We start from the raw sequence: 25,902 nt of genomic DNA, 5'->3' as shown, positions 1-25,902 counted from the left end.
TGGTTAAAATTGAATTATAAACCGATTCGCAGTCCTATGGTACTGGTTTTAGCCACAGGATATACATAATGATCTATCCCCTGTAGAATCGAGTTGCTTCCCCCATAGGAGTTGATCTCTGGATCATACCAAGAGTATTTCGTAATGGTGAACAGGTTTTGAGCACTAATATATATCTGAGCATTTCGCAACCAGGAAAGGTTTAGAGAAGAAACAGGGAGATTATAGCTCAGCTGAATATTTTTCACCCGCAGATAAGACCCGTCTTCCACGAATCGATCGGAAACCTGTGGCTGAGAATTGGTTTTGATAACCGGATATTTGGCATTGGTGTTGGTAGGTGTCCAGTGATCCTTGAATACTTCTACAGGCATATTAAGAGCCTGTCCGTAATCATTGGTTTGATTGACGGCACTCAGATTGAAAATATCATTACCCTTGCTACCTTGGACAAATATGGATAATTCGAAATTCTTAAATTGCATATTAGAATTAAATCCATAAATAAACTTAGGGTTTGGATTGCCAATAATTCTTTTGTCCTCCGAATCCCGGACTCCATTTTCATTAAAATCCATATATTTAGGATAACCATTCTCATCATATCCATTGGAAACATATCCATAGAAGGCACCTAGAGCTTCTCCTTCACGTAGTATATTAATATTGTCATTGACAACAGAAATATTGATAGCATTCCCTAAGATGTCATTGCCTCCATAAAGCTTAACGACCTTATTTTGATTAAAGGAAATATTTCCTGAAAGATCCCACTTAAATCCACCTTCCAACACTTTCCCGGAGGCCGAAAATTCAAAACCCTTGTTCTGTATTTTTCCAATATTCTGAATGGTATAAGTAAAGCCCAGGGAAGAAGGCAGGGCTACATTATTCAACAAATCTCTGGTATTCTTGACATAGTAATCGGCGGTAAAATTCACCCGATTATTAAACAAGCTAATATCGATTCCAGCATCGGTTTGGGCAGTGGTTTCCCAGCGTAACGGTCCAGCCAGGCGGGTACCGGGGGCATAGTAAGTGGTCAGCGCATCTCCAAATACCACTTGATCGGAACTCAATAGATTTAATGTCTGATAGGGACTGATAGCGGTATTGCCTGTTTCGCCATATCCGATACGAACTTTCAGATCGGAAATGGCAGGTATATCTTTTACCCACTGTTCTTCAGAGAGCCTGTAGGCTATAGCAGCAGATGGAAAATAGCCAAACTTCTGGCCCTCACTATAGCGGGACGACCCGTCGGCACGTAGACTTGCAGTAACCAGAATTCTATTGTTAAAACTATAATTAATCCGAGCCAAATAGGAAAGCAGGCTCCATTTCGAGTAATACGAGGATGGTACGGACTGTGTAGCCGCTGCGCCAATATCGTAAGACTGCTGCGTATTACTAATAAATCCAGTTCCCGATGCAGACAACCCCGTGTTGACATAGTCCTGATAAGTAAATCCTGCCACAGCAGAAATACTCTGTTTGCCAAATTCCTTGTTATAGCTTACCGTATTCTCGCTGAGAATACTGCTGATGCGATTGGTGCTATAATCCGCTCTACCTTTGGAATTAACAAATTTATTGGTTGTGTAGCCATTAGTAACATCGTCGGTACTCTCAATCCCGGCCATAGACTTTATGATTAGTCCGGGCAAGGGCTGATATGATAGCGCCAAATTGGCCAGCACCTTATTAGACTTCAACCGGTCGGTCTGCTGATAAAGAAAATTTAAAGGATTCACGATAGCGTTGGACCCCCAGGCATAAGCTTCTCCCAAATTTGAATAGCTACCGTCTGCCTGCGTAGCCGGTATGGTGGGATATCCAGACAAGAGAGCAGAGATCAATGAACTACCCCGGTTTCCCTTGCCAGAATTTTTCCGATCCGTATCAAATTGACTTAATACAGAATTAAGGTCCAGTTTGAAGTTCTTCCCCAAATCCGAATTCAGGTTAAACCTCAGGGAGTTTCGTTTATAATTGCTCCCAATAATAATCCCGTCCTGACTAAAGTTACTCCCAGAAACAGAGAATCGGGTCCGCTCGTTGCCCCCACTTACCGAAATGGAATGATTTTGAATCGGTGCCCTCTGAAATACAAGGTCTTGCCAGTCAGTTCCTTTTCCGAAGCCGGCGATTTGATCTGGGGTAAAATGAGGACTAAGTCCATCATTAGCTGCCTGCTCGTTATAAAACTGCGCATACTGTGTGGCATCCATCATTTCTAATTTCTTACGAATGCTTTGAACTCCGAAGTAACCTTCATAATCGACATTGACCCTCCCCGATTTCCCCCTTTTGGTGGTTATAAGCACAACTCCATTTGCACCTCTTGATCCATAAATAGCGGTAGCCGAAGCATCTTTAAGTACCTCCATCGATTCGATATCGGCATTATTAAGCAAAGTAGGATTTCCTGAATAAGGAAAACCGTCAACGACATACAGGGGTTCATTACTTCCCTGAATAGAATTAGCTCCCCGCACACGAACGCTAATTGCAGCGCCCGGTGCACCCGTAGTCTGAGAGACATACACACCGGCGGCTCTACCGGCCATGGACTGGACCAGGTTGGTCGCCGGATAAGCATTGATCTCAGATGACTTGATAGAGGCAACAGATCCTGTCAAATCACTTTTCTTTACTTGTCCATATCCGATCACCACGATCTCTTGTAACGACCTGTCTTCCAGCTCCATACTCACCTGCAAATCCATTTTATCTCCGAGCAAAATCTCCTGAGTCTTATAGCCAACGAAACTAAATACTAGGATAGCCCTAGATATTTGGCTTGATGCAAGAGATAGCTGAAATTTTCCGCTGGCATCAGTCTGAGTGCCGGACTGCGTACCCTTTATAACCACACTTACACCTGGCAGGCTTTCTCCATTTTCATCCAATATGGTTCCTGTAATGTTTTTATCCTGGTTCTGAATAGAGGCCCCGGGTTTGATAGTTCCGCTGGACCTTTTTATAATTATAATTTTACCAGAAACCTCATAGGTTAGATCTAAGGGATCCAAAACCAGCTCCAATACTTCCTGAAGAGGCTTATTCACGACTTTAGCATCCACCTTTCGTTTGGATTGAATGATTCTGGAACTGAATACGAATTGGGCATCTACCTGTTTTTCAAGTAGACTTAGTACCTCCTTAATGGATAGGCCATTGGCCTCTAAGGATAATTTCTGACTTAATACCGACTGCGCTTTACTCGTATGCGCATAGGTGGTACCCAGAAATAAAATGGCAAATAGTAGCTGGGTAGCGGTTATTCTCATAGTCCAAAGTATTAGCCGATGGAATTGTACCGGTTTTTTCATAGATTTGAATGTTTTGTTAAGTTAACTGTTTGGCAAAACGATCCCGTGCTCCTTTCCAGGAGCTAATGGCGACAACCATTCGGGAACCTTAATTTAGGAGTCGGCAATGCGGGAACATTGTCGACTCTTTCTTATATATGGTTTGTAATCAAATGATATAGGTTTAAGGTGATACATGATTAATATCCTAGCATAAGTTATTGGCAGCCTTTCGAGTGAATAATCACTTGACCTTCCACTATTTCATAGCGCGACTCTACTGCCTTACAGATAATATCCAGCTTCTCATGGAGATTTTGCGATTCCAATACAGCCGTCAAAGGACAGTTGCGAAGCAGTTTCTCATCATATTGTATTTCAATGCCGTAAGCGGCTGCAAGTCGATCAAATACTTCGTTTACCGGTGTCTCTTCGAAGCTAAAGGAAATGGTACCTCGCTGCGACGGAATAAGACTTGGTTCAGCCACCAACGTCTTGACAAGCTTTGCGTCATTCCTGTAGAAAATTATTTGTTGGTTAGGCAAAAGCACATTTCCGCTTAACGCGTTGCCATCCATTTTTTTCTTAAACTCCGGATCTTTCTTTCCTACTACCAGTACCTTGCCGGTTTTTACAGAAATCGTAACATCCTCGGCAGTATCTTCCGCTTCCACCGTAAAGCTGGTACCCAGCACCTTGGTGACCAGGTCTCGGGTATACACCATAAAAGGTCTTGCCGTATCGCGATTTATTTCAAAAAACCCTGTACCCACCAAATAAATAGTCCTATGGTCGTCCGCAAATCCATCCTGATAAGTCAATTTTCCCCCTGGCTGCAGTAATACCCGGCTCCCGTCTGAAAGCGAATAGGATCGTGCTTGCTTCGATTGGTTAAAAATTTCTATGGATGAATTAACAGGTAATGCTTCAGCTGGACCATTTTCCAAAACCAATTCTACGGTATTCTTCCATTGCCCGACACCCCAGACCAATCCTGAAATCAAGAGGATGGCAGCAGCTATTCTCACAAAAAGATCCCGACGCCTGAAATAAACGCTTCCCTGTCTTTTGCGAGAGTCCAGGGTCTGAAGTCGATCCATGGTATTCCGCACCCGTTCCTCTACCTTCTCCGCTGTTAGTTCAGGTTCGTCTACCTGCAGTGCAAGGACAATATTACGTGCCGCAGTCACCCTACGCAAGCGCTCTGGATGGTCCTGTACCCACTCCTGCCAGAGGCGATCACTTTCGCTGGTTGGAGACAATACCCACTGCCGAAAGAAACGATCCCAAACAAAGTCGTTGGTTCGGAAATTTTCATATCTATTCATGATTCAATCTAATACCAACTACCGATAGACTGTTTCCTAGAATACATACCATCTTTTTTTCATATTTTTTTTATGAAAAGGATTAAAATGATCCGTACGCAAGTCAAGAAACTGGAAAAAGGACTATTCATACCACTGAATATCAGAAACCTATATCGATGGGTAGAAGGTTTTATGGTATTTAGCTGGAAACGAGTTCGACGAAATTTTATCCTTTTCGAGTCCTACTAAAACGAATCATATATAATGATGGTAATTCTTTAAAGTTTTAGAAACCCAACGGGCTGGTCTCAGCTAGGTAGCATGCCACTTTCTATTTGGATTAAGAAGCGTAGTTCAAAAGTAGATTTTAAGATTCAATACTCAGGCCTATTTTTATGAATGCAGCAGGACCAGGAAGCAGAATTAACAATTATAATAGTCGCATTCAACCAGCAAAAACTTCTTCAGCATCGCCCAGAAAGCACATTTACGACTTTTACAGTACATATTTTTGTCCTGAACAATAATCAGTAAGACACATACTTGAGCAATTTTTTAAGATAATATTCTATTCAGATTTTACTCCTGATGCTCGACCTTTTTGTCCATCCGCTTAAATTTGCTATACTATCATTCACTTTTTCAATTTTTACTTTCGTTTAGTTTTGCTTGCTCGTGAATCAGACTTATTAATTCTTCTGTCGGTATGTTCTGGTCAAATTTTATCTGAAAGGTTTTCTTCCCTGTTTTAAATCCTTTACCTTCCAATGTTTTACGCATTTCATCTGTAAGAGAGTCTATGCCAAAACTCACATGTTTTTTGGCTAACGAAAATCCAGCCAGGATACCCTTATACTTATAGATAGGCACATTCCAGCTTATACCACCTTCGGCTTTGGGTTCAGCTTCTTCAATCATATTTTTAAGCTTAGTCATAACCTCTCTGGCAACCTCTGGTGATAAATTGATATAGTCATCAACTGTTTTGGGTTTTATGTCTGTCATGCTGATTAGGATATTTTTTCTATTCGTTTCTCTCTCTTTTTAATAACAAACCATTACTAGTCTGGAAATCATGATGGGATTGCGACTACAATTTAATACCCCGGCCTCAAAATTCGAAATGAATGCTTCGGATAATGTAATGAGAAATCCAGTATAAGCCCAATTTCGCAATAGAGGAAAATTAGGACCGAAAATAGTAATAGCACATGCTATTCTACCAGTTCCAAAATACATAACAATTGCAATTTAAAGTTCGGAGGGCAAATAACCGGTATGAAGTTTAATAGCATTAGTAAAATGAGAATGATCGTAATACCCACAATCAAAAGCGATGTCCAACAATGCCTTATATTTCCTTTGTGTTTTTATTAAGCCTAAAGCGTTTTGTAGCCTAATGACATTGGAGTATTCTTTTGGTGTCAATCCTATAGAGTCCTTGAACAGTCTTTCTAATTGCCTTATTGAAATACCGTTTTGTGAAGAAAGCTTATCTATAGTCAAGAGACCCTTCGAAGCCTGTATGGCATCTACAATCCTACTTAACCTCATCGTTTTATCGCTTTTCCTATCAATGAAAAACTGGTTTAAATAGTCGATGTAGTTACTCTTTAAAAATCGATCTTTATCAAGAGACAGTTTTTTATCAAAAAGAATGGTGTTATTTTTTATCTCGCTCAGAGAAGCATATGAGAAAAAAGATACGAAAGCGGCAGGTTTTAGACATATGCCTACCAGATGTGTATTTTCATTTATATAACTTTCCTTAAAAGTGGTCATAGCCCCTACCACATAGGTTTTGCCATGCTCCATTATTACGGCACCCTGATCAGTAATACATTCATCACCAAGATTTATAACTAATCCTGGGCATCCATCAGGAAAAATGCGTTCCCAATGATTGCTTGATGGGTTACCTTTTAATTCCCAATAACTATGAATTCTATTTTGTAAAAGATGACTTGGATTTATTTCTTTATAATTCATAAACACGGCAGTAAACGGCGTAATCTACATCTTAATACCTAATCAACCTACCGCTGGTTAATTGTTCTGAACGCGTATTTAAAATCAAAAAGCATTCGAATCTTACTTTAAAAATATAGAAAAAGCAATATTTAAGGTTTTCCTGTGCCCAGTTCAAATAAGAAAATGTAGAATAAAAAGTGTGAGTAGCTCGACTTTGAAGTATTTCTTTAGCTGCCCCAAGGCCTTTTGCAATAGATTGGAGACGGTCTGGGGAGAAATGCCCATCACCTCCGAAATTTGAGAGCGGTCTAGGTTTTGAAAATATTTTAGATAGATAACCTCTTTCTGCCGTGCGGGAAGCATTTCGAGCGATTGCTGGATTTTCTGAAGGCTATAGCGCGCAGCTTCTTGCTCAATATAGCCCTGTTCTACCGAAAAAGTTAATCCAAATCCTTGTTCCAGCAGATCCAATGACTCCTGAGGCAACCGATTCTGCTGTTTGGTAGTGCGGTGCATCGCCCGTCTTAAACAAGCCATTAGGTAAGCTTTAGCCGGTATGTTTCCGTTAATGGCAGCTCTTTTCTCCCATATACCCAGAAATAAATCTTGGATCGCATCTTCGACAAAACGTTCATCTTTAGAAAATTTGGACCCATAATAGTATAAATCTCTATAATACAGGCCCATAACGCCGGCAAGGGCTTGCATATCTCCCTCCAAAAATTGCTGCCAAAGCAGATCAGCGTCTTGCATGATGTTGAAACATAGATGTTCCTTTCTAAGAAAAGCGTAAAATGAAATTGAATTAACACAAAAAATCAGAAGAAATCAATGAAAATATCAAAAAATAGCCTACTAGGATACAATTTAGATGGTTGCTAATAAACTGCCACCCGTAAACTACGGGGCCATCCCCGATAGATAAAGGTTAGCACATACATGCCGGGCGAAATATTGAATTCCGGATAAAGTAATATTTCCTTGGCTGCTCCTCTTCCATAGGTGCTGGAAACAATCATCCCCCCCTTTGTAAATAAGCGATAATCCGATCCACCTTCTCCATCGTAAATCTGAATTACTCTGCCCTCCGTGGGATTACTGTATACAAAGGGCATTTGCTCTTTTAGATGGCGAAAGACAGTTTTGGTCCCCGAGACTTCCATTAATTTCCCTTCTGCAGTCAGCGCTACAACCCGGTAAAAATAAGCACCTCCGACGTCATCCTGCCCATTATCTATATATTGATAAGCCTCGTCTCCCTGTCCATGACTGTCCAGCATTCCTATTGTCAAAAAATCCTTGCCGTCTGTACTTCTTTGAATCTGATAAATATCAGGTTGCTGAGAACCCCTCCACTGTATTTGCACACTCGACCCAACCAGACTGACAGCAAAGTCGGTAAGATAAACCGGCAAAACCCCATTGATATCCCTAATCAGGATATAGTCCACCCCTAAGGTTCCGAATCCGTCTCGAAAACGGATTTCAAAATTGGTAAGTTTCGAAGGTGAATAGGGATTAGGAGTGCCCGACCCTGGGAGAGGATACCCGGTAGCCTCATCTACTAACAGCATACCATTCACCCAGAGATCGTAACGATAGGGCATCACTTTATAATTGGCCACCGCTGCCGTCTCCGGAAATTTATAAACCTGCCCCCAGGCCGAATTATTCAATACCCAGGTTAGCGTAAACGTTGTATTAGGGGCGATTGGGGCACTATTTACATTTTTCTGGAAATCGTGAACGACTACCCCCGCCCCCGTAAAATTCAAACTAAAACGGGCAAACATCAGGAGATTTCCTGGAATAGTATTGTCATTGGGATTAAAATTTTCCCCTACATAAAAATACACGGCGTTGGATGTAACGGTACTGATATCTTTAACAGACAAGGTTAGTTGAATGTAGAGGGTCTCTGGGGTAGGTAAAAATGCGGAGCTTCGAACCGCCTTAACTATCCCTGAGGTTCCCTTGGGATCTGGATTCTGGCTACGAGTCATTTCCAAGGCACTGTTGGCAAATTGAAAGGAAGAGGTATTCGTTTTCACAATTTTATCGAACTGACCCGATCCAGGCACCCCTGACTCAAATGGACCTGAACCATCGAAGCCCTGTTCGAAATAAGTAATTTGGCTAAAGACTGGTGACCAGCCTAGCAGGCCGAAAATAAATACCCTTAACAAGCTCCTTCCTAGCGCCTCCATCCTTCCTAATTTTAAGTATTCATACCAAAATCTTTACTAAAATAAACATTTTATAAGACATTAATACATAAATATTTTATAGTATAATAATTAATGCCCGAGATCCTGTAAGAATTGCTGATGGTAGAGGGTAAAGCGTAAGTACTAGCTATGGGATTTTTAAATAATATCTAAAGCGGGGATATGATCAGGATCATTTGTGGAACCGCGTAAATCGGTAAATTGCTGCAGAATTATTTACTGATTTCAGGCCTTTCTATAGTCCACTGGGCTGTTCTCAATAATACCGCAATGTAAGAATTGACTGAGACAGACCACTTTTACAAATATTACACTGTCATTTTGACACTTTTTACTGTATTTACCGTAATAAACAAGACATAATTGCAGACTTTGGTAATTAGGAATAAGATTTTTGCAAGCTCTATTATTCAACGAAACTAAATTAGCCCATGAATTTTAACCAATATACCATAAAGGCCCAGGAGGTGATTCAACACGCAGCTCAAATGGCTCAATCGAATCAGCAACAGGCCATAGAAACAGGCCATGTGCTTAAATCTATCTTAGAGGAAGACCCCAATACTTCGGCCTATTTACTAAAAAAACTCAATATCAGCGAATCCATCCTAAATACCAGACTGGCTCAAATTATTGATCAGTACCCTAAGGTATCAGGTGGACAACCTTATTTGGGTAATGATTTGGCAGCAGCCACAGCAAATGCACAAAAATCTTTAAAAGAATTTGGAGATGAATACATTAGCATAGAATTGCTGTTGCTAGGTATAAGTGTCGGAAAAGATAAGACAGCCCTCCTGATGAAGGAGGTAGGATTCAAGGAGAAAGAGTTAATTAATGCCATCAAAGAACTTAGAGGAAAAAACAATCCCGTGAAAGATCAAAATGCAGAGGCTAAATACCAGTCCTTGGAAAGGTTTAGCAAAAACTTAAATGAAATGTCTAAGGCCGGAAAAATAGATCCGGTAATAGGACGAGACGAAGAGATCAGAAGGGTACTTCAGATATTAAGTCGACGCACCAAAAACAACCCGATCTTAATTGGCGAACCTGGAGTAGGAAAAACGGCCATCGTAGAAGGTTTGGCCCAGCGCATTGTGCAAGGGGATGTACCTGAGAACTTAAAATCAAAGATCATCGTATCTCTGGATATGGGACTGCTGATTGCGGGCGCTAAATACAAAGGAGAATTCGAAGAGCGTTTAAAAGCGGTGATCAAAGAAGTTACCGACTCAGATGGGGAAATAATCTTGTTTATTGACGAAATCCATACGCTCATTGGAGCGGGAGGAGGAGGAGAAAGTGCTATGGATGCAGCCAACCTCCTGAAGCCTGCCCTAGCCAGAGGTGAATTGCATGCCATAGGAGCCACCACCCTGAAGGAGTATCAAAAATATGTTGAAAAGGATAAGGCTCTGGAGCGTCGGTTCCAGACTGTAGTAGTAGACGAACCTGATATCCTGGATGCGATAAGTATTCTGAGGGGCATAAAAGAGAAATATGAACTCCACCATGGGGTACGTATTCAGGACGATGCGGTTATCTCGGCAGTAGAACTCTCCAATCGTTATATCAGCGATCGTTTCCTGCCCGACAAAGCCATCGATTTAATGGATGAGGCGGCATCTAAGCTTCGTCTGGAAATGGATAGTGTTCCTGAAGAACTTGACGAGCTAAATCGGAAGATTATGCAGCTAGAAATCGAAAGAGAGGCCATACGCAGGGAAAATAATAAGGACAAAGAGGCCATATTAAAAAAGGATATTGAAGACCTGAGTTCGGTAAGGAACACCCTGAAGGCCCAATGGGAAAATGAAAAGGGGAAGCTAAACGAAATCAGAACGCTAAAAGAAAGCACAGAGCACCTTCGCCTCGAGGCCGAGCAGGCCGAAAGATCTGGGGACCTGGCACGTGTAGCCGAAATACGCTATGGCCGCCTACCAGAAGTGCAGAAAAAACTGGCCGAGCTGGAGGCTGGAGAAATAGAAGGAAGTTTGGTAAAAGAGGAAATCACACCGGAAGATATCGCCGAAGTTGTAGCCAAATGGACGGGAATTCCTGTCAGTAAAATGTTACAAAGCGACCGGGAGAAACTCCTACATCTGGAGGCCCACCTTCACCAACGTGTAGCCGGACAAAATGAAGCAATTGAAGTCGTATCCGATGCAGTAAGACGCAGCAGGGCAGGCCTTCAGGACGCCAGAAAACCCTTAGGTAGCTTTCTCTTTCTAGGCCCTACAGGGGTGGGAAAAACGGAGCTAGCTAAAACCTTGGCGGAATATCTTTTTAATGACGAAAATGCCTTGGTTCGAATCGATATGAGCGAATACCAAGAACGTCACGCTGTAAGCCGACTGGTTGGAGCACCTCCGGGATATGTAGGCTACGACGAAGGGGGACAACTTACTGAAGCCGTACGCCGTAAGCCCTACAGTGTAATCCTGCTCGATGAGATTGAAAAGGCACACCCCGATGTATGGAATATACTTCTCCAGGTTCTGGACGAAGGTAGACTGACTGATAATAAGGGTAGAGTGGCCAATTTCAAAAACACCATTATTATCATGACTTCGAATATGGGTAGCCACATCATCCAGGAAAAATTCGCAGAAGATGAAGGGTGGAACCATAGTCTGGTTATGGAAGAAACAAAAAAGGCGGTGCTTGATTTGTTAAAGGCATCAGTAAGGCCTGAATTCCTGAACCGAATCGATGAGATCGTGCTATTTGAACCATTGAGCATGAAAAACATTCGTAAGATCGTGGATATTCAATTTAAGGGAATCCGTCAGATGTTGCTCGAACAAGGTATTACTTTAGATGCTTCTGAGGAAGCACTTACCAAACTAGGGGAAGAAGGTTTCGATCCGGCGTTTGGAGCACGCCCCCTTAAAAGGGTTTTCCAAAGAAAAATTCTGAATGAATTATCGAAGGGTATTCTAAGCGGAAAGGTAGCTAAAGATGCAGTCATTATGATGGAGCTAAACGCAGATGGGGAACTAGTCTTCGAAAATGTAGAAATTTAGCTACAGAACCAGCAATAAAAAAACAAAGGCGGACGTCAGACCCAGGTCGAGCATCCGCCTTTTTTTGGCTCTGCTTCCTCAATAAGTCCTATATTTCTTGGCTTGTATATGCCTGCTCTGATATTCAGCATGATTTTTGTAACATAAAATTGTTCTAAATCTACCTTTAATATAAATAGAAAAGTATGGAAAAGTCATCGAACTCGATTCATATAGCCATTCTGGTTGCCGATGGCTTCGAAAGGCTTGAACTCGCCTGTCCCCATAATAGCTTAACGCAAGCTGGCGCCGACGTGCATGTAATTTCTGCCAACAAAGACGAAGTAAAAAGTTGGCATCAAGTGGACTGGGGCGACGCATACAAGGTAGATGTCCCATTAACCATGGCCCGGCCCGACTACTACCAGGCATTATTGATTCCCGGTGGCCTCATGAGTCTTACAGAACTTCGAGTAGATCAGCACGCTTTGGACTTTGTAAAACATTTTGTTGAGCAGGAGAAGCCTATTGGAGCAATAGGAACCGGCCAACAATTGCTTATCAGCGCCAATGCATGCCCCGGAAGAAGAATGACCTCAGCCAGGTCTTTACAGATAGACCTAGAAAACGCGGGTGCCACTTGGATAGACCAATCCGTGGTCACCGACAAAGGACTGGTAACCTGTAGAGGGACAGACGATCTGCCGGCATTCATGGAAGAATTGTTGAAGTCAGTTAACCTTCCTCAGATAGCCGAAGTTCAGGTAGAAAATGAATGTCTTCAATAATACGCCCCTTCAATGTATGATAATGACAATGGGGGCCGAAGCCCCCAACCGTCTATTTCCAATCATCCATCGATTATTTCAGATAAACACCCGCCTGTTGGGAATCACTCAAAATTACCTCAACATGCTCACTAATGGTAGTACTCAACGAGTAACCAACATAGTCGGCATGAATGGGGAATAAGTGATGGCTGCGATCTACAATCACCGCTACTTGCACTTTTTTCATTCGCACTTTTAAAAATGGTTCGAGGGCGAAAGCCAGGGTACGACCCGTATTAAGGACATCGTCGACAACCACTGCCACCATATCCTTGACGTCGAAGCCTGGCTCATCGAAGACCACAGGGCTCTGTTGCTTTGTATTTTTATCAAATAAAAGTTGTAATAATTTTACTTTAAGCGGAGAAATATCTTGCAACTCTATCATAAGTCGTTTGGCAAAAGCATATCCTTCACCCGCAATTCCCGCCAGCACAATCTCTGTCTCCTGAAAATTCTGCTCATAAATCTCGAATGCTATTCTGCGTATTTTCTGGCTAGTTTCTAGTGAAGTTAAAATTTGCCGCCGTGTATTGCTTTCTATTTTCGTCATAATATTAAAACTGTAATGAACAGAAGTCGAAATTTAACTAATCGCATCGATTTCTGGAAGGGAAATCATTAATTGGTCTGATTCTCCAGACCATCAATTTCGAATAAAGGTTGCCCTAACAGGGAATCACAATTCTAATATAATTCTCCTTGAACAAAATTTTTGACCCAATTGGCAAAAGTAAGTTCATGAGTAGGCAGTTCCAGACTGGCCAGTCCCTTCAATACAGTGGGCTCTCCCATTCTGTCCACTCTGGCCTGGATCAAAGCTGCATCATATTCTTTTGTAAACTCTGGATGGGCCTGAATACTTAACATATTCTCCCCAATTTGAAACATAGCATGCGGGCAATCGGGGCTTCTGGCCAACAGTAAAGCATCTGTCGGGAGCGTAAGAACCTGATCCTGGCACATCATCAGCAGGTTAAAATTCTCTCGCATGGGTTGCATCCAGGCCTGATGATGGAGTAAAGAAAAAGGATGCACCCCTACACACCACCCTCTTTCCGACTTCTGAACTCTTCCGCCGAGAGCCTCTCCCAATAGCTGGTGTCCGAAGCAAACGCCAATATATTTTCGGTCTGAAAGGGCTATAACCCTGATAAACTCTTTGACCTTACCGATCCATTCCTGCGTATCATAAACCGAATACCTAGATCCTGTGCAAATATAGGCGTCGCACTCAGCTACATCTACAGGGAAATGTCCATTGACCACATCATAGTAAGAGAATTCCCAATGAGGAGCTACTTTTAAGAAGAGCCTGGGAAACATCTCCCGATAATCGCCGGCGATATATTGTAGATCTTCACCAACGTGATCACATTCCAACAATCCGATTTTCATAACCTGCTCAGGTAATTTTTAAATGGAAGGACTTCGGCCTGGTCAACGCTTCATATCCCAGACTTGACAAGGTACATCCCCGGCCAGAATTTTTCACTCCTGTCCAGGCAAGAGCCGGGTCAAGATAGTCGCAGCGATTCATAAACAAGGTACCCGTTTCAATCTGGTCCCCTATGGTTAAGGCGGCCTCCATATCGGTGGTCCATACAGATGCAGTAAGCCCATAGGGGCTGTCATTCATTAAAGTGATAGCCTCTTCATCGCTGTTCACAGCCATAATGCCTACCACCGGGCCAAAAGTCTCCTCCTTCATGATGCGCATGCTGTGATCGACATCCACTAATATCTGCGGACCCATATACGGCGTACCGGCTTGGTCGGCAGGAAAGGTGTCAGGATCCAGGAGAGCTTTAGCCCCATTCTCCAGAGCTTCTGAGATCTGCTTCCGAACAAAATCTGCCGCTCCTGTCCTTACCATGGGACCAATAGTAGTAGCCTCCTCCAGTGGATTTCCCAATTTATAAGTGCTGGTCAGTTCTACAAAACCTCTTACGAAGGGCTCATACACCGATTTGTGAACGTATATTCGCTCCACTCCACAACAAGACTGTCCCGAATTAAAAAAGGCTCCATCCACCAAATTTTCTATAGCTTCTTCCAGGTTTGCATCGCTTCGCACATAGGCAGGATCTTTTCCGCCAAGCTCCAGACCAGCCACTATAAAGCGCTCACCTATGGCACGCTGCACGGCCTTTCCCCCTTCTACCGAGCCTGTAAAAGCCACAAAGTCAACCCTCGAATCGCCAATTACCTGGGCAACCTGCTCATGACTTAGATGTAAAAATTGAAAAACACCCTCGGGTAGTCCAGCATGAGCAAAAGCCTGCGCATAGCGCTCTGCGCAAAGTGGTGTTTGCTGTGCATGCTTGAGAATCACGGCATTGCCTGCCATAATAGCCGGTATCACCGAGTTCACCGAGGTAAGGTATGGATAATTCCAGGGCGCTACCACGAAAACGGTCCCTAGTGGTTCGCGGGTAATAAAACATTCAAAACCGGGCATTTCCTCTACGTCTATATCGGCAAGTGCATCTTCGGCAATGCCGATCATATATTCGGCACGGTCTTTAAAACCCTTTTTAATCTCATTGGCCGTATAGCGAATGGGTCGACCCATTTGCCAGGTAAGCTCCAACCCAATCTCTTCGGCATGGTCAAGAAAATACCCCACCGCCTTCCGACAGATTTCGGCCCGTTCAGCCAAGGTGGTATTTTTCCAGAAAGCCTGAGCAACCTTGGCTTTGACCAATGCCGACTCTAAAGTAAAGTCATCTGCTAATTCTCTTTCCACATACACTGAGCCATCTATGGGGCTTATTGTCCTTTGTATTGCCATCCTATTGATATTTGCTTGATGTAATATACAGGTTTCCCTTGCCAAAATAAAGCAATTCCTTTTGATCGATGTCTAATCTCCCTCCTCCCGATCAGAGTGGAGTTACATAGGCCGCAGTTATTCCGCCATCTACCAGAAAATCGGTACCCGTAACATAGGTAGACTCATCTGATGCCAGGAAAAGTACGGCAGAGGCCATTTCTTTGGCCTCTCCAAAGCGCCCCATGGGAACATGAACAAGCCTCCGTTGTTTCTTTTCCTCTGTGTTCAAAAATTTCATTAATAATTCGGTGCGCAGCGGCCCTGGGCAGAGGGCATTCACGCGGATATTTTCTCGGGCATGAATCACCGCTAGCTCCCGGGTCAATGCCAGGACTGCCCCCTTGCTGGCAGTATATGCGATTTGAGGAGTAGCCGCACCTAGAATTGCGACAAATGAGGCGGTATTAATAACAGATCCACCTCCCGCTCTTTGAAGCGCCGGAATCCCATATTTACAACCCAGAAATACTCCTTTCGCATTGATATTCATAGTAAGATCCCACACCGACTCCTCTGTAGTCATTGCGTTGTCGTCGTCGCTATGCATGATGCCGGCATTATTGAAGAGAATATTCAGTTTGCCAAACTTTTCTTCGGTGAAAGCTACCATCGCCTTACAGTCGGCATCCTTTGAGACATCGGAATAAATAAAATAGGCTTCTCCTCCTTGCTCGACAATCATATCGGCTGTCTGTTGACCCATTTCCTGGTTGACATCCGAAACTACTATCTGTGCACCTTCACGGGCAAATAACAAGGCAGTCTCACGCCCGATCCCGCCGCTTCCGCCGGTGATCAGGGCAACTTTATTTTTTAGGCGCATTTTATGATGGTGTTAAGGTACTAATACTTTTTGGATACTATTATAAGGGTATTAAAGGCTATTTGCAAAATAATATTTCCAATAATACCTCACGATTAAAATAAGCACAAATCACCTTATTGCAACCAGGGTCATAAAATTTCTATATTCGTCCTGCCTTCTCCCGCATAACTTATCAGAAATCTAAAGGATATTGTCCATACCCTGTTTATTGTTTAAGCCCTTGAAAAGAATTACTGGAATTGGAACAGACCTGCACCTGAAAATCTTGTGAATCAGAAACAAATTCCTCGCAAAACACGGTTTAAATGTATGACAATCGAAGGACTCCCCTACAGGTATTAAATCTACTGAGTATTTTACTCCGATCCAATTGAGGGCCCGAATGGGAATCGATTAGAACTTTAGGATAAGCTATGTTTTTACATTTTTATTTTTTGAAAAGAAGAGAGATATCACTTAATAATTTATATCAGGTTTAGAAGCCATACAATAAACATTCCTAATCCGGGGATGGGGAATTGACACAAACCCGTTTTTCAAAAACATCATAAAAAAATGAGGCCCAATCCGATCAGGCCTCATTGTGCTATTAACCGCAATTTTCCGCTAGGGAATCAGCTTATATACCGCACCCTTGGCATCGCCCAGTATGCGCACCAATACATAGAGCTCTCCATCAAGGTCTTCTCCAAAACTGTAAACATGCCAATAGCCAGTACTCTTAGATATCTCCATTTTCTCGCTGGTCCATTTTTTATCCGCACCCTGGCTTAGCTTCCAAATGGGGCCCGACATATCGCCATAGATATAACTCCCTGCTAAATGAGGTATCGACTTTCCACGATAAACATACCCTCCTGTAATACTGATACCTTCCGAATGTGGATATTCAAAAATAGGGTCAATTGGATTTTTGGGCTGGGGGTCCTTGTCGTTAAAGACCTGAAATCCTTCTAGTGCTCTCCAACCATAATTTCCCCCCTTTTCAATAATATCAATCTCCTCATACTTATTCTGACCCACATCTCCCGCAAATAGCCGCTGATCGGCCTTGTCAAAACTAAATCTCCAGGGATTTCGCAAACCATAGGCATATATTTCCGGACGTACATTCTTCTCACTTACAAAGGGGTTGTCACTGGGGATACCATAAGGTTTTTGATTTACATCGATACGAAGGATTTTCCCCAAAAGATTGCTGCGATCCTGAGCATTTCCAATAGTGCCGTGTTTATCACCGGCACCACCCCCATCACCTACCCCAATATAGAGGAAGCCATCATTCCCAAACTTCAACTCTCCTCCATTATGGTTCCCTTCAGGTTGATCGAATTCCAGGACTACACGCTTGGAAGCCTTGTCGGCTACAAGTGGGTTACCGGCTTGCACCTTATACTCCCGAACTTCAGACCGGTGATTAGCACCCTTCGCTTCAACACTACAATAGACATAAAACAAACCATTCGAAGCGTAGTTAGGGTGAAAGGCAAGGCCCAACAAACCCCGCTCGTCATAACCGTCCTTTTTTAACACCTCATTGGTAATATCCAGAAATGGTGCCTGTCTTAACTGCCCATCCTGAATCACTCGGATTCGCCCTTCCTGCTCGGTAACAAATAAAAGCTCCGGTGAGTGGCTGGTTACAGCAAAGGCTGTGGGAAGCGTAAGTTCATCGGTAATCAGCTGAAGGCCTACACCTTTCCCTGACGAAACCTCCTCCTTCTTCTGCTCTGTTTGCGATTGGCAGGACAGATTCAAAAAGAATACAATCGCAAGGGCTAATGGTCCAAATTTTTTCATTTTATAGTTGATTAATGTCTAGTAAAACAATAACGATCAAAAAACTTCAGTACTCTAAAGCTACCGCTGCGTTTATGGCTACAAAACCGTTCCATTAACATCGGATGCGAGGAATAAATAAAATATGGGATTAAAGATACCGAATTATATTCGCTCAAAATACCTTTTGCGCTCCCAGTCCGTCACCGATTCATTATATGCTTTCTGCTCTTGTTTAAAAAAATGTGTGTAATGTTTCACCACCTCCTCGCCGAAAGCTTCGCTGGCGAAAGTACTATTTTCGAAGAGAGGGATGGCCTCTGCCAGGGTATAAGGCACCCTGGGAAGGTGCGCAGCGGCATAGATATCTCCTTCGAATATGGCCGGCGGCTCAATTTTATTCTTAATCCCCGCCAATCCAGATGCCAAGGAAGCCGCAAAGGCCAAGTAAGGATTACAATCGGCCCCAGGAATGCGGCATTCGATGCGCAAACTAGCTCCTGAACCTACCACCCTAAAACCCGCCGTGCGGTTGTCGTAGCTCCATGCCAACCGAGTAGGCGCCCACGAACCGTCTACGAAGCGCTTATAGGAATTTACGGTAGGCGCATAAAAAGGCATCACATCGGGCACATACTTGATCCATCCACCCAGAAACCAGCGAAATAGATCCGAACCTTTTACAGGCCCAAACACCTGATCTCCTATAAAGGCATTCTTCCCATCTTTCCACAGACTCATATGGATATGACTGCTGGACCCTGCCTGGTCAGTGGAATATTTTGCCATAAAAGTGACACTAAGGCCCATTGCGTCAGCTACCTCCTTTAAACACTGTTTATAAACTACGTGATTATCAGCCATGGGTAAGATTTCGGCATAACGCACGTTCAATTCATGCTGCCCCAGGCCCCATTCCCCCTTGGAAGTCTCCACCGGAACCCCTGATTTTTTGAGATGACGACGCACTTTAGAAGTAAAATGCTCATTGCGTGTACCCTGCATGATATGGTAATCTTCCAAATAATATCCAGCGGGTTTAAGATCCTGGTAGTTTTTATCAAAAGCCTCACGGTAATTATTTTCTAAAAGATAATATTCCAGTTCTGAAGCGGCAAAACAGGCTAGCTCATCCTGTGCCACTGCCTCCAACTGCTTTTTTAATATGGATCGTGGGGCGACAATATCTAAAGAATGATTTTTTTCATCTACCAAATCACAAAGGACCATTGCCGTTTTGTCCAGCCAGTCGGCAATTCTCAGCGTGCTCAAGTCGGGTACCATATGAAAATCGCCATAGCCAAGCTCCCAGTTGGCATAAGTGTACCCGGGAACCGGATTCATTTCCATATCCGTCGTAAGCAGATAGTTGCAACCATGAGTACCATCGCGAACCACGCTATCCATAAAATAGTCGGCGTCCACACGCTTGCCCAGCAGCCTGCCATAATGGTCGGTAAAGGCTACAACAATGGTGTCCACACGTTCTTCTTCTATTAATACTGCTAGGTTTTCAAGGGTAATCATAGAATGTAGGTTTTAGGTTTATCTTAATTTATCTACTTGTGCATGGAGGGGGAATTTTAGAACTACTTTTTTTCCAGATGCCTTTTCAAGCATTGGAATCAATATTTTCCGAGCATTTTCACGGGTTTGATCTAAAATTCCCATATCAAGCGCGGAGGTCTGAATTTGTTTTTCTGCCTGGCGATAGGCCTCATCAATCAGTTTTGACTCCTCCATAAAGGCATACTCCAAATTGTATATTTTGGATTTGGTATGATCGATTTTAAAATTACAAAGCTCTGGATCAGGCAGATTGACTACCAGAACCTCTTCTTCGGAACTGATATCCGCTATCACCACCTGGGTAAGGTCGATGCAACCTATGGCTTCCCCCTGCACAATCAATATTGCTTTGGCATTGGGAAGCCAGGTCTTCACGATCTGCTGCTCGACCACATCCTTGAAATTATACTTCACCAATTCTAACTTCCCCATGGCCGTAATTTCCTGTAACAAAACATGATGGGTCGTTTCTTCAGTTTCCTTTCCCGACCACCAACCGGGAAGTCCTTCCCCATTGCTCCATAACAAATACACACTGCGCAGGCCTAAAATCAGCAGGGCAAACACAATCAATCTTACGATCCAGTTGATTAAACGCATAATTTAACAAATTCAAAGCTGTTGTTTTAATCTTAGTTTTTCGGCCATTCTCTGGGCAAGCATACTGGTCATAATCAGCTGCAAGGCATGATAAGTCATAATAGGCAGAAGCATTAAACCGGCTTGAGGGCCCACGAATAACACCCTGGCCATCACGGCACCTTGTACCAATGATTTTTTGGATCCACAAAACACGGCTGTAACCTTATCTTCCCGGTTAAACCTCAGAAATCCGGCTACCATAGTTAAGAGTAAATACATGAACCAGAATAATAATAGCATGCCCGCTGCTAATAACAAAAGTTCGGACATCCCCATTCCACTAAATAAACGCTCGGCGAAAGAGGCACAAAAAGAAGTGTAAACGATCAACAGGATCGATGACTGATCGAGTAACTTAATTCTCTGACGATGGCGATACGCCCACTCACCCCAGCGTCTGTTCATCATAAAGCCCAGTGTCACTGGTAAAAGTACTTGAAAGGCCAGTTTTCCGACTATTGGCCCAAGATCAAAAGACAGGCTGGAGTTACCTAAAACCAGCCCCATCCACAAAGGGGTGAGAAACACCCCCAACAGACTAGAAATACTGGCATTAAAAATAGCCGCGGGTATATTTCCCTGGGCTAATGACACCATGACAACCGATGAAGAAACGGTTGAAGGCAAAGCCGCCAGAAAAAAGATAGAGAGCCATAAGGCATCTTGGCCGGCCTGTTGAAATAGGGGTCTGATCATAAAAACCAGAATAGGGAATAATAGAAATGTGGCTGCATGAACTAAGATATGCAACTTCCAATTTCGGAGGCCTTCCCTTAAACTACTGGGATTTAATTTTAATCCATAAAAGAAAAAAATTAAGGAAACGGCATACATCGACACCACGGGTAGGTGCAGCGGACTCTGCTCGGTTCCTGGATATGGCCACAAATAAGCCAGGCCAATAATGGCGAACAAGGAAAACATAAATCCGTCGAGGCCCACCCTGCGGGCCCCTGTTGCAAGCATACTCCATTTTATCCGGTCTTTAATCATAGCCCCAAAATAAGGGATTGCAGCCTAAGTAAGTCATTAAATATCTATAATTATAAAAAGCGGCCCTTATTAGCGCGGTTCAAGGACAGATGTGAAAGAGGTTGTACCTGCTTTCCCCGAAAAAATCTGTAATTTTGCGGACTTTAATTGATTCGAGCCATATACCCAATTTGTTTAATGCTAACTGTCAACAGCTGTTAGCGCATAATAGATTATGAAATACAATGCCTATAAAAATCTGAGCTACCCACAGGTGGGTGACGAGGTATTAAAATTCTGGAAGGAACAACAAATCTTTGAGGCCTCCGTCTCCTTACGGGAAGGCTCTCCAGGCTTCACTTTTTTTGAAGGTCCACCCTCGGCCAATGGAGCCCCAGGCATTCATCATGTCATGGCTCGCACCATCAAAGATATCTTCTGCCGCTATAAGACCTTACAAGGCTTTCAGGTAAAGCGTAAGGGAGGCTGGGATACGCACGGTCTTCCCGTAGAGTTGCAGGTAGAAAAAGAATTGGGAATCACCAAGGAAGACATTGGAAAGACGATCTCCGTAGCCGAATACAACGAAAGATGTAAGCAAACGGTTATGAAGTTTACCGATCAATGGAACGACCTGACCGAAAAAATGGGCTACTGGGTAGACCTGGACGATCCCTACATCACCTATAAAAGTGACTATATAGAAAGCTTGTGGAGCCTTTTAAAGAAGCTTTACGACAAAGGGCTGCTATATAAAGGTTATACCATTCAGCCCTACTCTCCCGCTGCCGGCACAGGACTCTCCTCTCACGAGCTCAACATGCCTGGCACCTACCAGGATGTGAAGGATACGACCATTGTGGCTATGTTCAAAGTTAAGGAGGCTGCCTCTCAAGCAATTTTTTCCGACTATGCTCAAGAGGACATTCGTATTCTAGCCTGGACCACTACCCCTTGGACACTCCCTGCCAACACGGCCCTGACCGTAGGAGCGGGCATTAATTATGTTCTGGTTAAGACTTTTAATCCATATACGCATAGCCCTGTTTCGGTAGTTTTGGCCAAAGATCTGGTAGGAAAGTATTTCTCTGAAAAAGGGAAAGATGCGGACTTCGACAACTACCAGGCCAGTGATAAAAAGGTACTTCCCTGGACCATCCTAAGCGAATTTAAGGGAAAACAAATGGAAGGCATCCGCTACGAGCAATTGATGCCTTATGTGATTCCCGACAAAGGGCCTACTGGCAAAGAGGCCTTTCAGGTGATCCTTGGCGACTTCGTTACTACTGAAGATGGTACCGGTATCGTCCATACCTCCCCTACCTTTGGGGCCGATGACTTCCGTGTCGCACAGGCCAATGGCATTCCGGCCATAATGGTTCGGGATGAGAGCGGAAAGGAGGTACCCATTGTCGACCGGCAGGGAAGGTTTGTGAAAGAAATAGGCCCCTACGCCGGGCGGTTTGTGAAACCGGAATACTACTCCGCCGAAGATCAGGCAGACCCCGCATTTAAGCCTACGGATGTGCTAATCGCTATTCAGCTGAAAGAAGAGGGTAAAGCCTTTAGGGTAGAAAAATACGAGCACCCTTACCCACACTGCTGGCGTACCGACAAGCCCGTTTTGTACTACCCGCTCGATAGCTGGTTTATCAAAACTACAGCCATGAAAGATCGGTTAGTGGAACTCAATAAGTCCATCAACTGGAAGCCCGAAAGCACTGGGAGCGGACGCTTCGGCAACTGGCTGGAAAACCTGGTAGACTGGAATCTCAGCCGTTCTCGATACTGGGGTACACCCCTGCCTATCTGGAGAAACGACCACGGCGATGAGCTTTGTATTGGTTCTATAGAGGAACTAAAGCATCACCTAGAAGAAACCATTGTTTCAGAGCACCTCACCCGGGAGCAGGCGCTTCACAACTCCGAATATCTCGCTAAGCTGCAGAGTGGAGAATTTGACCTGCACCGGCCTTATGTAGACACCATCTGTCTGGTATCTAAAAATGGCCATCTGATGTTCCGCGAACCCGATCTGATCGACGTCTGGTTCGATTCCGGAGCCATGCCCTATGCCCAGTGGCACTACCCATTCGAAAACCAAGAGATTTTTAATGAAAGCTACCCCGCCGACTTTATATCTGAAGGTGTGGATCAAACCCGTGGCTGGTTTTTCACCCTCCATGCGATATCGGTTATGCTTTTCGACTCTGTTGCCTTCAAAAATGTTGTATCTACTGGACTGGTACTCGACAAAGCGGGCAATAAGATGTCCAAGCGCCTTGGCAATGCGGTAGACCCATTTGAAACCATTGGTCAATATGGCCCTGATGCTACCCGCTGGTATATGATCACCAATGCGGAGCCTTGGGACAACCTTAAATTCAATATTGAAGGAATTGGCGAGGTGCAACGAAAATTTTTTGGCACCTTGTTTAATACTTATAATTTCTTCGCCTTATACGCCAATCTGGATGGGTATGTATTTGACGAGACAAAATCTGTCTCCATGGCCAAGCGCACGGAATTGGATCGCTGGATCCTTTCCAAGCTCAATACCTTGATCGATCAGGTGACGGCTCAGTATGAAGATTATAATCCTACCAAAGCCGGGCGCCTCATTCAGGATTTTGTTACCGACCAACTTTCAAACTGGTATATACGCCTCAACCGCCGCCGTTTCTGGAATCCTTCGCAAGAGCAGGGCGCTGGCCTCACCGACGACAAGGTGGCCGCTTACGAAACCTTGCAGCACTGCCTGGTAACCGTATCCCAGCTGATGTCGCCCATCGCACCTTTCTTTGGAGAATGGCTATACAAGAACCTAACTGACGGATTAAGGGAAACGGCTAAGGCCAATAACAGCCCATTCCGCTTCGAGTCGGTACACCTTACCTTGTTTAGCGAGATTAAAAGGGATGAAATTGACCAGGATCTTGAGAAATCTATGGAGCTAGCCCAATCCATCAGCTCTTTGGTGCATTCTATCCGTAAAGGCAATAAACTCAAAGTTCGTCAGCCTCTATCCAAGATATTGATCCCGGTGTTAAATGCCGATACGCAACGGCAAATCGAGCAGGTGAAAAGTATCATCCTCACCGAGGTGAACGTTAAGGACGTGGAATTTGTGAAAGACGATAGCGGTGTGATCAAGAAAAAGATTAAACCTAATTTTAAGACGCTAGGACCCAAATTCGGGCCTAAGATGAAAGAAGTGGCAGCAGCTATTTCTGCTCTAAAGGAAGAGGATATCAAGAGTCTGGAAAAACATGGCAATATCGAACTTATCGGGCAGTCAGGAATGCTGGAGATCGCCCTCTCCGATGTCGAGATTGTGGCAGAGGACGTACCCGGATGGCTGGTTGCCAGTGCAGACGGGCTCACCGTGGCCCTGGACATCACCGTTACCGACGCCCTACGTAAGGAGGGCATCGCCCGTGACTTTGTCAACAGGGTACAGAACCTGCGCAAAGACAGTGGCTTTGATGTGGTTGATAAGATCAAAATCAATCTACAAGATTCTGACGCACTGCTTTCTGAGGCCATTATGGATAATTCAGCCTATATCCAGCAGGAAGTACAGGCACAAGAGCTAAATATTGTGGCGGACCTGAATGGTGAGGCTACCGAAATTGAAATGGACGAATTCCTGCTTAAACTCAAAATTGAGGTAATAGCCTAGTTCATCCTCGCAATTTTATTTGAAACCGTGTTGATTTCTTTGTCAACACGGTTTTTTTATAACCTTCCGATTCCATCCAATGAATAAGTACCTCGATTATTTTTACTCAAAAAACCATATTTTAACTATATTGAACCCAAATTTATTAGCAATAACCTATGCATCTACGAAATTCGAATGTACTGATAACAGGGGGAGCTTCTGGTCTGGGAGAGGCTACCGCCCGACTCGCCTTGCACCACGGGGCAAAGGTTTGCATTATTGACTTACATGAACTGGCAAAAAAAACGATTGAACACAAATTCCATGACCGGTTTCTGTCCCTCTTGGCCGACGTAACTGTCCCAAAAGATATCGAGACGGCGATAGGAAAAATGATCGAGGTATTCGGCTCTGTGGATGTGGTGGTCAATTGTGCTGGTATCGCTCCCGTAGGCAAGACGGTGGGAAAGTTCGAAGGAGAATACGGACCACACGATCTGGCCCTGTTTGAGAAAACGGTTAAGATCAATCTGGTTGGAAGCTTTAACGTAGCCCGTCTCGCCGCTTTTGCCATGGAAAGAAACCAGCCCAATGAAGTGGGAGAAAGGGGTTTGATCATCAATACCGCCTCTATTGCTGCCTACGACGGGCAGATGGGCCAAGTAGCCTATGCCGCAAGCAAGGGAGGGGTAGCCAGTATGACCCTGCCCATGGCCCGCGATCTCTCCCGGGCAGGCATACGGGTAATGACCATCGCCCCCGGACTTTTCGAAACCCCGATGATGGCAGGCCTACCACAGGAAGCCCAGGGCTCCTTGGGCGAACAAGTTCCCTTTCCACCGCGGTTGGGTAAACCGGCAGAGTATGCGCAGCTGGTAAAATCCATCGTTGAAAACCCCATGCTAAATGGGGAGGTCATCCGCCTGGATGGAGCGCTGCGGATGGGGCCCCGATAA

General features: G+C 44.0%; 18 protein-coding genes. 4 read left to right on the top strand and 14 right to left on the bottom strand.

Annotated features, from left to right (window positions below; translation table 11 throughout):
• Positions 1–14: 14 nt before the first annotated feature.
• The 6 genes from X939_RS0111315 to X939_RS23035 all read right to left on the bottom strand — a co-directional run bounded on the left by X939_RS0111315 (position 15) and on the right by X939_RS23035 (position 8,802).
• The gene (locus X939_RS0111315; RefSeq protein WP_229236042.1) at positions 15–3,335 is read right to left on the bottom strand and encodes a TonB-dependent receptor; all 3,321 of its coding nucleotides are present in this window, start codon (positions 3,333–3,335) and stop codon (positions 15–17) included.
• Positions 3,336–3,532: 197 nt separating this feature from the next.
• Positions 3,533–4,642 (bottom strand): FecR family protein, encoded by a 1,110-nt coding sequence (locus X939_RS0111310; protein ID WP_025763380.1) that lies wholly within the window; start codon positions 4,640–4,642, stop codon positions 3,533–3,535.
• A gap of 624 nt (positions 4,643–5,266) precedes the next feature.
• Complete coding sequence (locus X939_RS0111295) at positions 5,267–5,629, bottom strand: iron chaperone (RefSeq protein ID WP_025763379.1); 363 nt, start codon at positions 5,627–5,629, stop codon at positions 5,267–5,269.
• Between the two features lie 246 nt (positions 5,630–5,875).
• Positions 5,876–6,613 carry a helix-turn-helix transcriptional regulator gene (locus tag X939_RS0111290; RefSeq protein WP_025763378.1) on the bottom strand — a complete coding sequence of 246 codons (738 nt, stop codon included), beginning with the start codon at positions 6,611–6,613 and terminating at the stop codon, positions 5,876–5,878.
• Positions 6,614–6,766: 153 nt separating this feature from the next.
• The gene (locus tag X939_RS0111285; RefSeq protein ID WP_025763377.1) at positions 6,767–7,348 is read right to left on the bottom strand and encodes an RNA polymerase sigma factor; all 582 of its coding nucleotides are present in this window, start codon (positions 7,346–7,348) and stop codon (positions 6,767–6,769) included.
• 125 nt (positions 7,349–7,473) lie between these two features.
• Positions 7,474–8,802 (bottom strand): hypothetical protein, encoded by a 1,329-nt coding sequence (locus tag X939_RS23035; protein WP_025763376.1) that lies wholly within the window; start codon positions 8,800–8,802, stop codon positions 7,474–7,476.
• 452 nt (positions 8,803–9,254) lie between these two features.
• Between X939_RS23035 and clpB the strand changes: the two genes are divergently transcribed.
• Entirely contained in the window at positions 9,255–11,849 is a 2,595-nt protein-coding gene (clpB, locus tag X939_RS0111275; RefSeq protein ID WP_025763375.1) for an ATP-dependent chaperone ClpB, read from the top strand.
• A 185-nt stretch (positions 11,850–12,034) separates the two neighbouring features.
• On the top strand, positions 12,035–12,616 hold the full coding sequence (locus X939_RS0111270) for a DJ-1/PfpI family protein (RefSeq protein WP_025763374.1): 582 nt from the start codon (positions 12,035–12,037) through the stop codon (positions 12,614–12,616).
• A 73-nt stretch (positions 12,617–12,689) separates the two neighbouring features.
• Here X939_RS0111270 and X939_RS0111265 read toward each other — a convergent pair whose 3' ends face one another.
• From X939_RS0111265 to X939_RS0111230, 8 genes are all read right to left on the bottom strand, one after another.
• A complete protein-coding gene (locus X939_RS0111265) occupies positions 12,690–13,211 on the bottom strand; it encodes a phosphoribosyltransferase family protein (RefSeq protein WP_025763373.1) in 522 nt (173 codons plus the stop codon).
• Positions 13,212–13,345: 134 nt separating this feature from the next.
• Entirely contained in the window at positions 13,346–14,056 is a 711-nt protein-coding gene (locus X939_RS0111260; RefSeq protein ID WP_025763372.1) for a glutamine amidotransferase-related protein, read from the bottom strand.
• 7 nt (positions 14,057–14,063) lie between these two features.
• A complete protein-coding gene (locus tag X939_RS0111255; protein WP_025763371.1) occupies positions 14,064–15,452 on the bottom strand; it encodes an aldehyde dehydrogenase family protein in 1,389 nt (462 codons plus the stop codon).
• 91 nt (positions 15,453–15,543) lie between these two features.
• Positions 15,544–16,317: a glucose 1-dehydrogenase gene (locus X939_RS0111250; protein WP_025763370.1), complete on the bottom strand. Its 774-nt coding sequence runs from the start codon at positions 16,315–16,317 to the stop codon at positions 15,544–15,546.
• Positions 16,318–16,926: 609 nt separating this feature from the next.
• On the bottom strand, positions 16,927–18,120 hold the full coding sequence (locus tag X939_RS0111245; protein ID WP_025763369.1) for a PQQ-dependent sugar dehydrogenase: 1,194 nt from the start codon (positions 18,118–18,120) through the stop codon (positions 16,927–16,929).
• 144 nt (positions 18,121–18,264) lie between these two features.
• Positions 18,265–19,626: a glutamine synthetase family protein gene (locus X939_RS0111240; RefSeq protein ID WP_025763368.1), complete on the bottom strand. Its 1,362-nt coding sequence runs from the start codon at positions 19,624–19,626 to the stop codon at positions 18,265–18,267.
• Between the two features lie 18 nt (positions 19,627–19,644).
• Complete coding sequence (locus X939_RS0111235; protein WP_044198935.1) at positions 19,645–20,268, bottom strand: DUF4230 domain-containing protein; 624 nt, start codon at positions 20,266–20,268, stop codon at positions 19,645–19,647.
• A 12-nt stretch (positions 20,269–20,280) separates the two neighbouring features.
• The gene (locus tag X939_RS0111230; RefSeq protein WP_044199202.1) at positions 20,281–21,276 is read right to left on the bottom strand and encodes a bile acid:sodium symporter family protein; all 996 of its coding nucleotides are present in this window, start codon (positions 21,274–21,276) and stop codon (positions 20,281–20,283) included.
• Between the two features lie 241 nt (positions 21,277–21,517).
• Here X939_RS0111230 and ileS point away from each other — a divergent pair, with 241 nt between their 5' ends.
• Together ileS and X939_RS0111220 are read left to right on the top strand one after the other, a co-directional pair.
• Positions 21,518–24,964 carry an isoleucine--tRNA ligase gene (gene ileS, locus X939_RS0111225; protein WP_025763364.1) on the top strand — a complete coding sequence of 1,149 codons (3,447 nt, stop codon included), beginning with the start codon at positions 21,518–21,520 and terminating at the stop codon, positions 24,962–24,964.
• Between the two features lie 158 nt (positions 24,965–25,122).
• Complete coding sequence (locus X939_RS0111220; RefSeq protein WP_025763363.1) at positions 25,123–25,902, top strand: SDR family NAD(P)-dependent oxidoreductase; 780 nt, start codon at positions 25,123–25,125, stop codon at positions 25,900–25,902.

It is taken from the genome of Dyadobacter tibetensis Y620-1 (assembly GCF_000566685.1).
GTDB classification, from domain to species: domain Bacteria; phylum Bacteroidota; class Bacteroidia; order Cytophagales; family Spirosomataceae; genus Dyadobacter; species Dyadobacter tibetensis.
Note: the sequence above shows the minus strand (reverse complement) of the source record. Positions and strands in the feature narration are given on the sequence as shown.

What these genes read in the sequence shown, in the direction of transcription:
- X939_RS0111315 (WP_229236042.1), bottom strand. Translation starts at nt 3,335, where the DNA reads ATGAAAAAACCGGTACAATTCCATCGGCTAATACTTTGGACTATGAGA.
- X939_RS0111310 (WP_025763380.1), bottom strand. Translation starts at nt 4,642, where the DNA reads ATGAATAGATATGAAAATTTCCGAACCAACGACTTTGTTTGGGATCGT.
- X939_RS0111295 (WP_025763379.1), bottom strand. Translation starts at nt 5,629, where the DNA reads ATGACAGACATAAAACCCAAAACAGTTGATGACTATATCAATTTATCA.
- X939_RS0111290 (WP_025763378.1), bottom strand. Translation starts at nt 6,613, where the DNA reads ATGAATTATAAAGAAATAAATCCAAGTCATCTTTTACAAAATAGAATT.
- X939_RS0111285 (WP_025763377.1), bottom strand. Translation starts at nt 7,348, where the DNA reads ATGCAAGACGCTGATCTGCTTTGGCAGCAATTTTTGGAGGGAGATATG.
- X939_RS23035 (WP_025763376.1), bottom strand. Translation starts at nt 8,802, where the DNA reads ATGGAGGCGCTAGGAAGGAGCTTGTTAAGGGTATTTATTTTCGGCCTG.
- clpB (WP_025763375.1), top strand. Translation starts at nt 9,255, where the DNA reads ATGAATTTTAACCAATATACCATAAAGGCCCAGGAGGTGATTCAACAC.
- X939_RS0111270 (WP_025763374.1), top strand. Translation starts at nt 12,035, where the DNA reads ATGGAAAAGTCATCGAACTCGATTCATATAGCCATTCTGGTTGCCGAT.
- X939_RS0111265 (WP_025763373.1), bottom strand. Translation starts at nt 13,211, where the DNA reads ATGACGAAAATAGAAAGCAATACACGGCGGCAAATTTTAACTTCACTA.
- X939_RS0111260 (WP_025763372.1), bottom strand. Translation starts at nt 14,056, where the DNA reads ATGAAAATCGGATTGTTGGAATGTGATCACGTTGGTGAAGATCTACAA.
- X939_RS0111255 (WP_025763371.1), bottom strand. Translation starts at nt 15,452, where the DNA reads ATGGCAATACAAAGGACAATAAGCCCCATAGATGGCTCAGTGTATGTG.
- X939_RS0111250 (WP_025763370.1), bottom strand. Translation starts at nt 16,317, where the DNA reads ATGCGCCTAAAAAATAAAGTTGCCCTGATCACCGGCGGAAGCGGCGGG.
- X939_RS0111245 (WP_025763369.1), bottom strand. Translation starts at nt 18,120, where the DNA reads ATGAAAAAATTTGGACCATTAGCCCTTGCGATTGTATTCTTTTTGAAT.
- X939_RS0111240 (WP_025763368.1), bottom strand. Translation starts at nt 19,626, where the DNA reads ATGATTACCCTTGAAAACCTAGCAGTATTAATAGAAGAAGAACGTGTG.
- X939_RS0111235 (WP_044198935.1), bottom strand. Translation starts at nt 20,268, where the DNA reads ATGCGTTTAATCAACTGGATCGTAAGATTGATTGTGTTTGCCCTGCTG.
- X939_RS0111230 (WP_044199202.1), bottom strand. Translation starts at nt 21,276, where the DNA reads ATGCTTGCAACAGGGGCCCGCAGGGTGGGCCTCGACGGATTTATGTTT.
- ileS (WP_025763364.1), top strand. Translation starts at nt 21,518, where the DNA reads ATGAAATACAATGCCTATAAAAATCTGAGCTACCCACAGGTGGGTGAC.
- X939_RS0111220 (WP_025763363.1), top strand. Translation starts at nt 25,123, where the DNA reads ATGCATCTACGAAATTCGAATGTACTGATAACAGGGGGAGCTTCTGGT.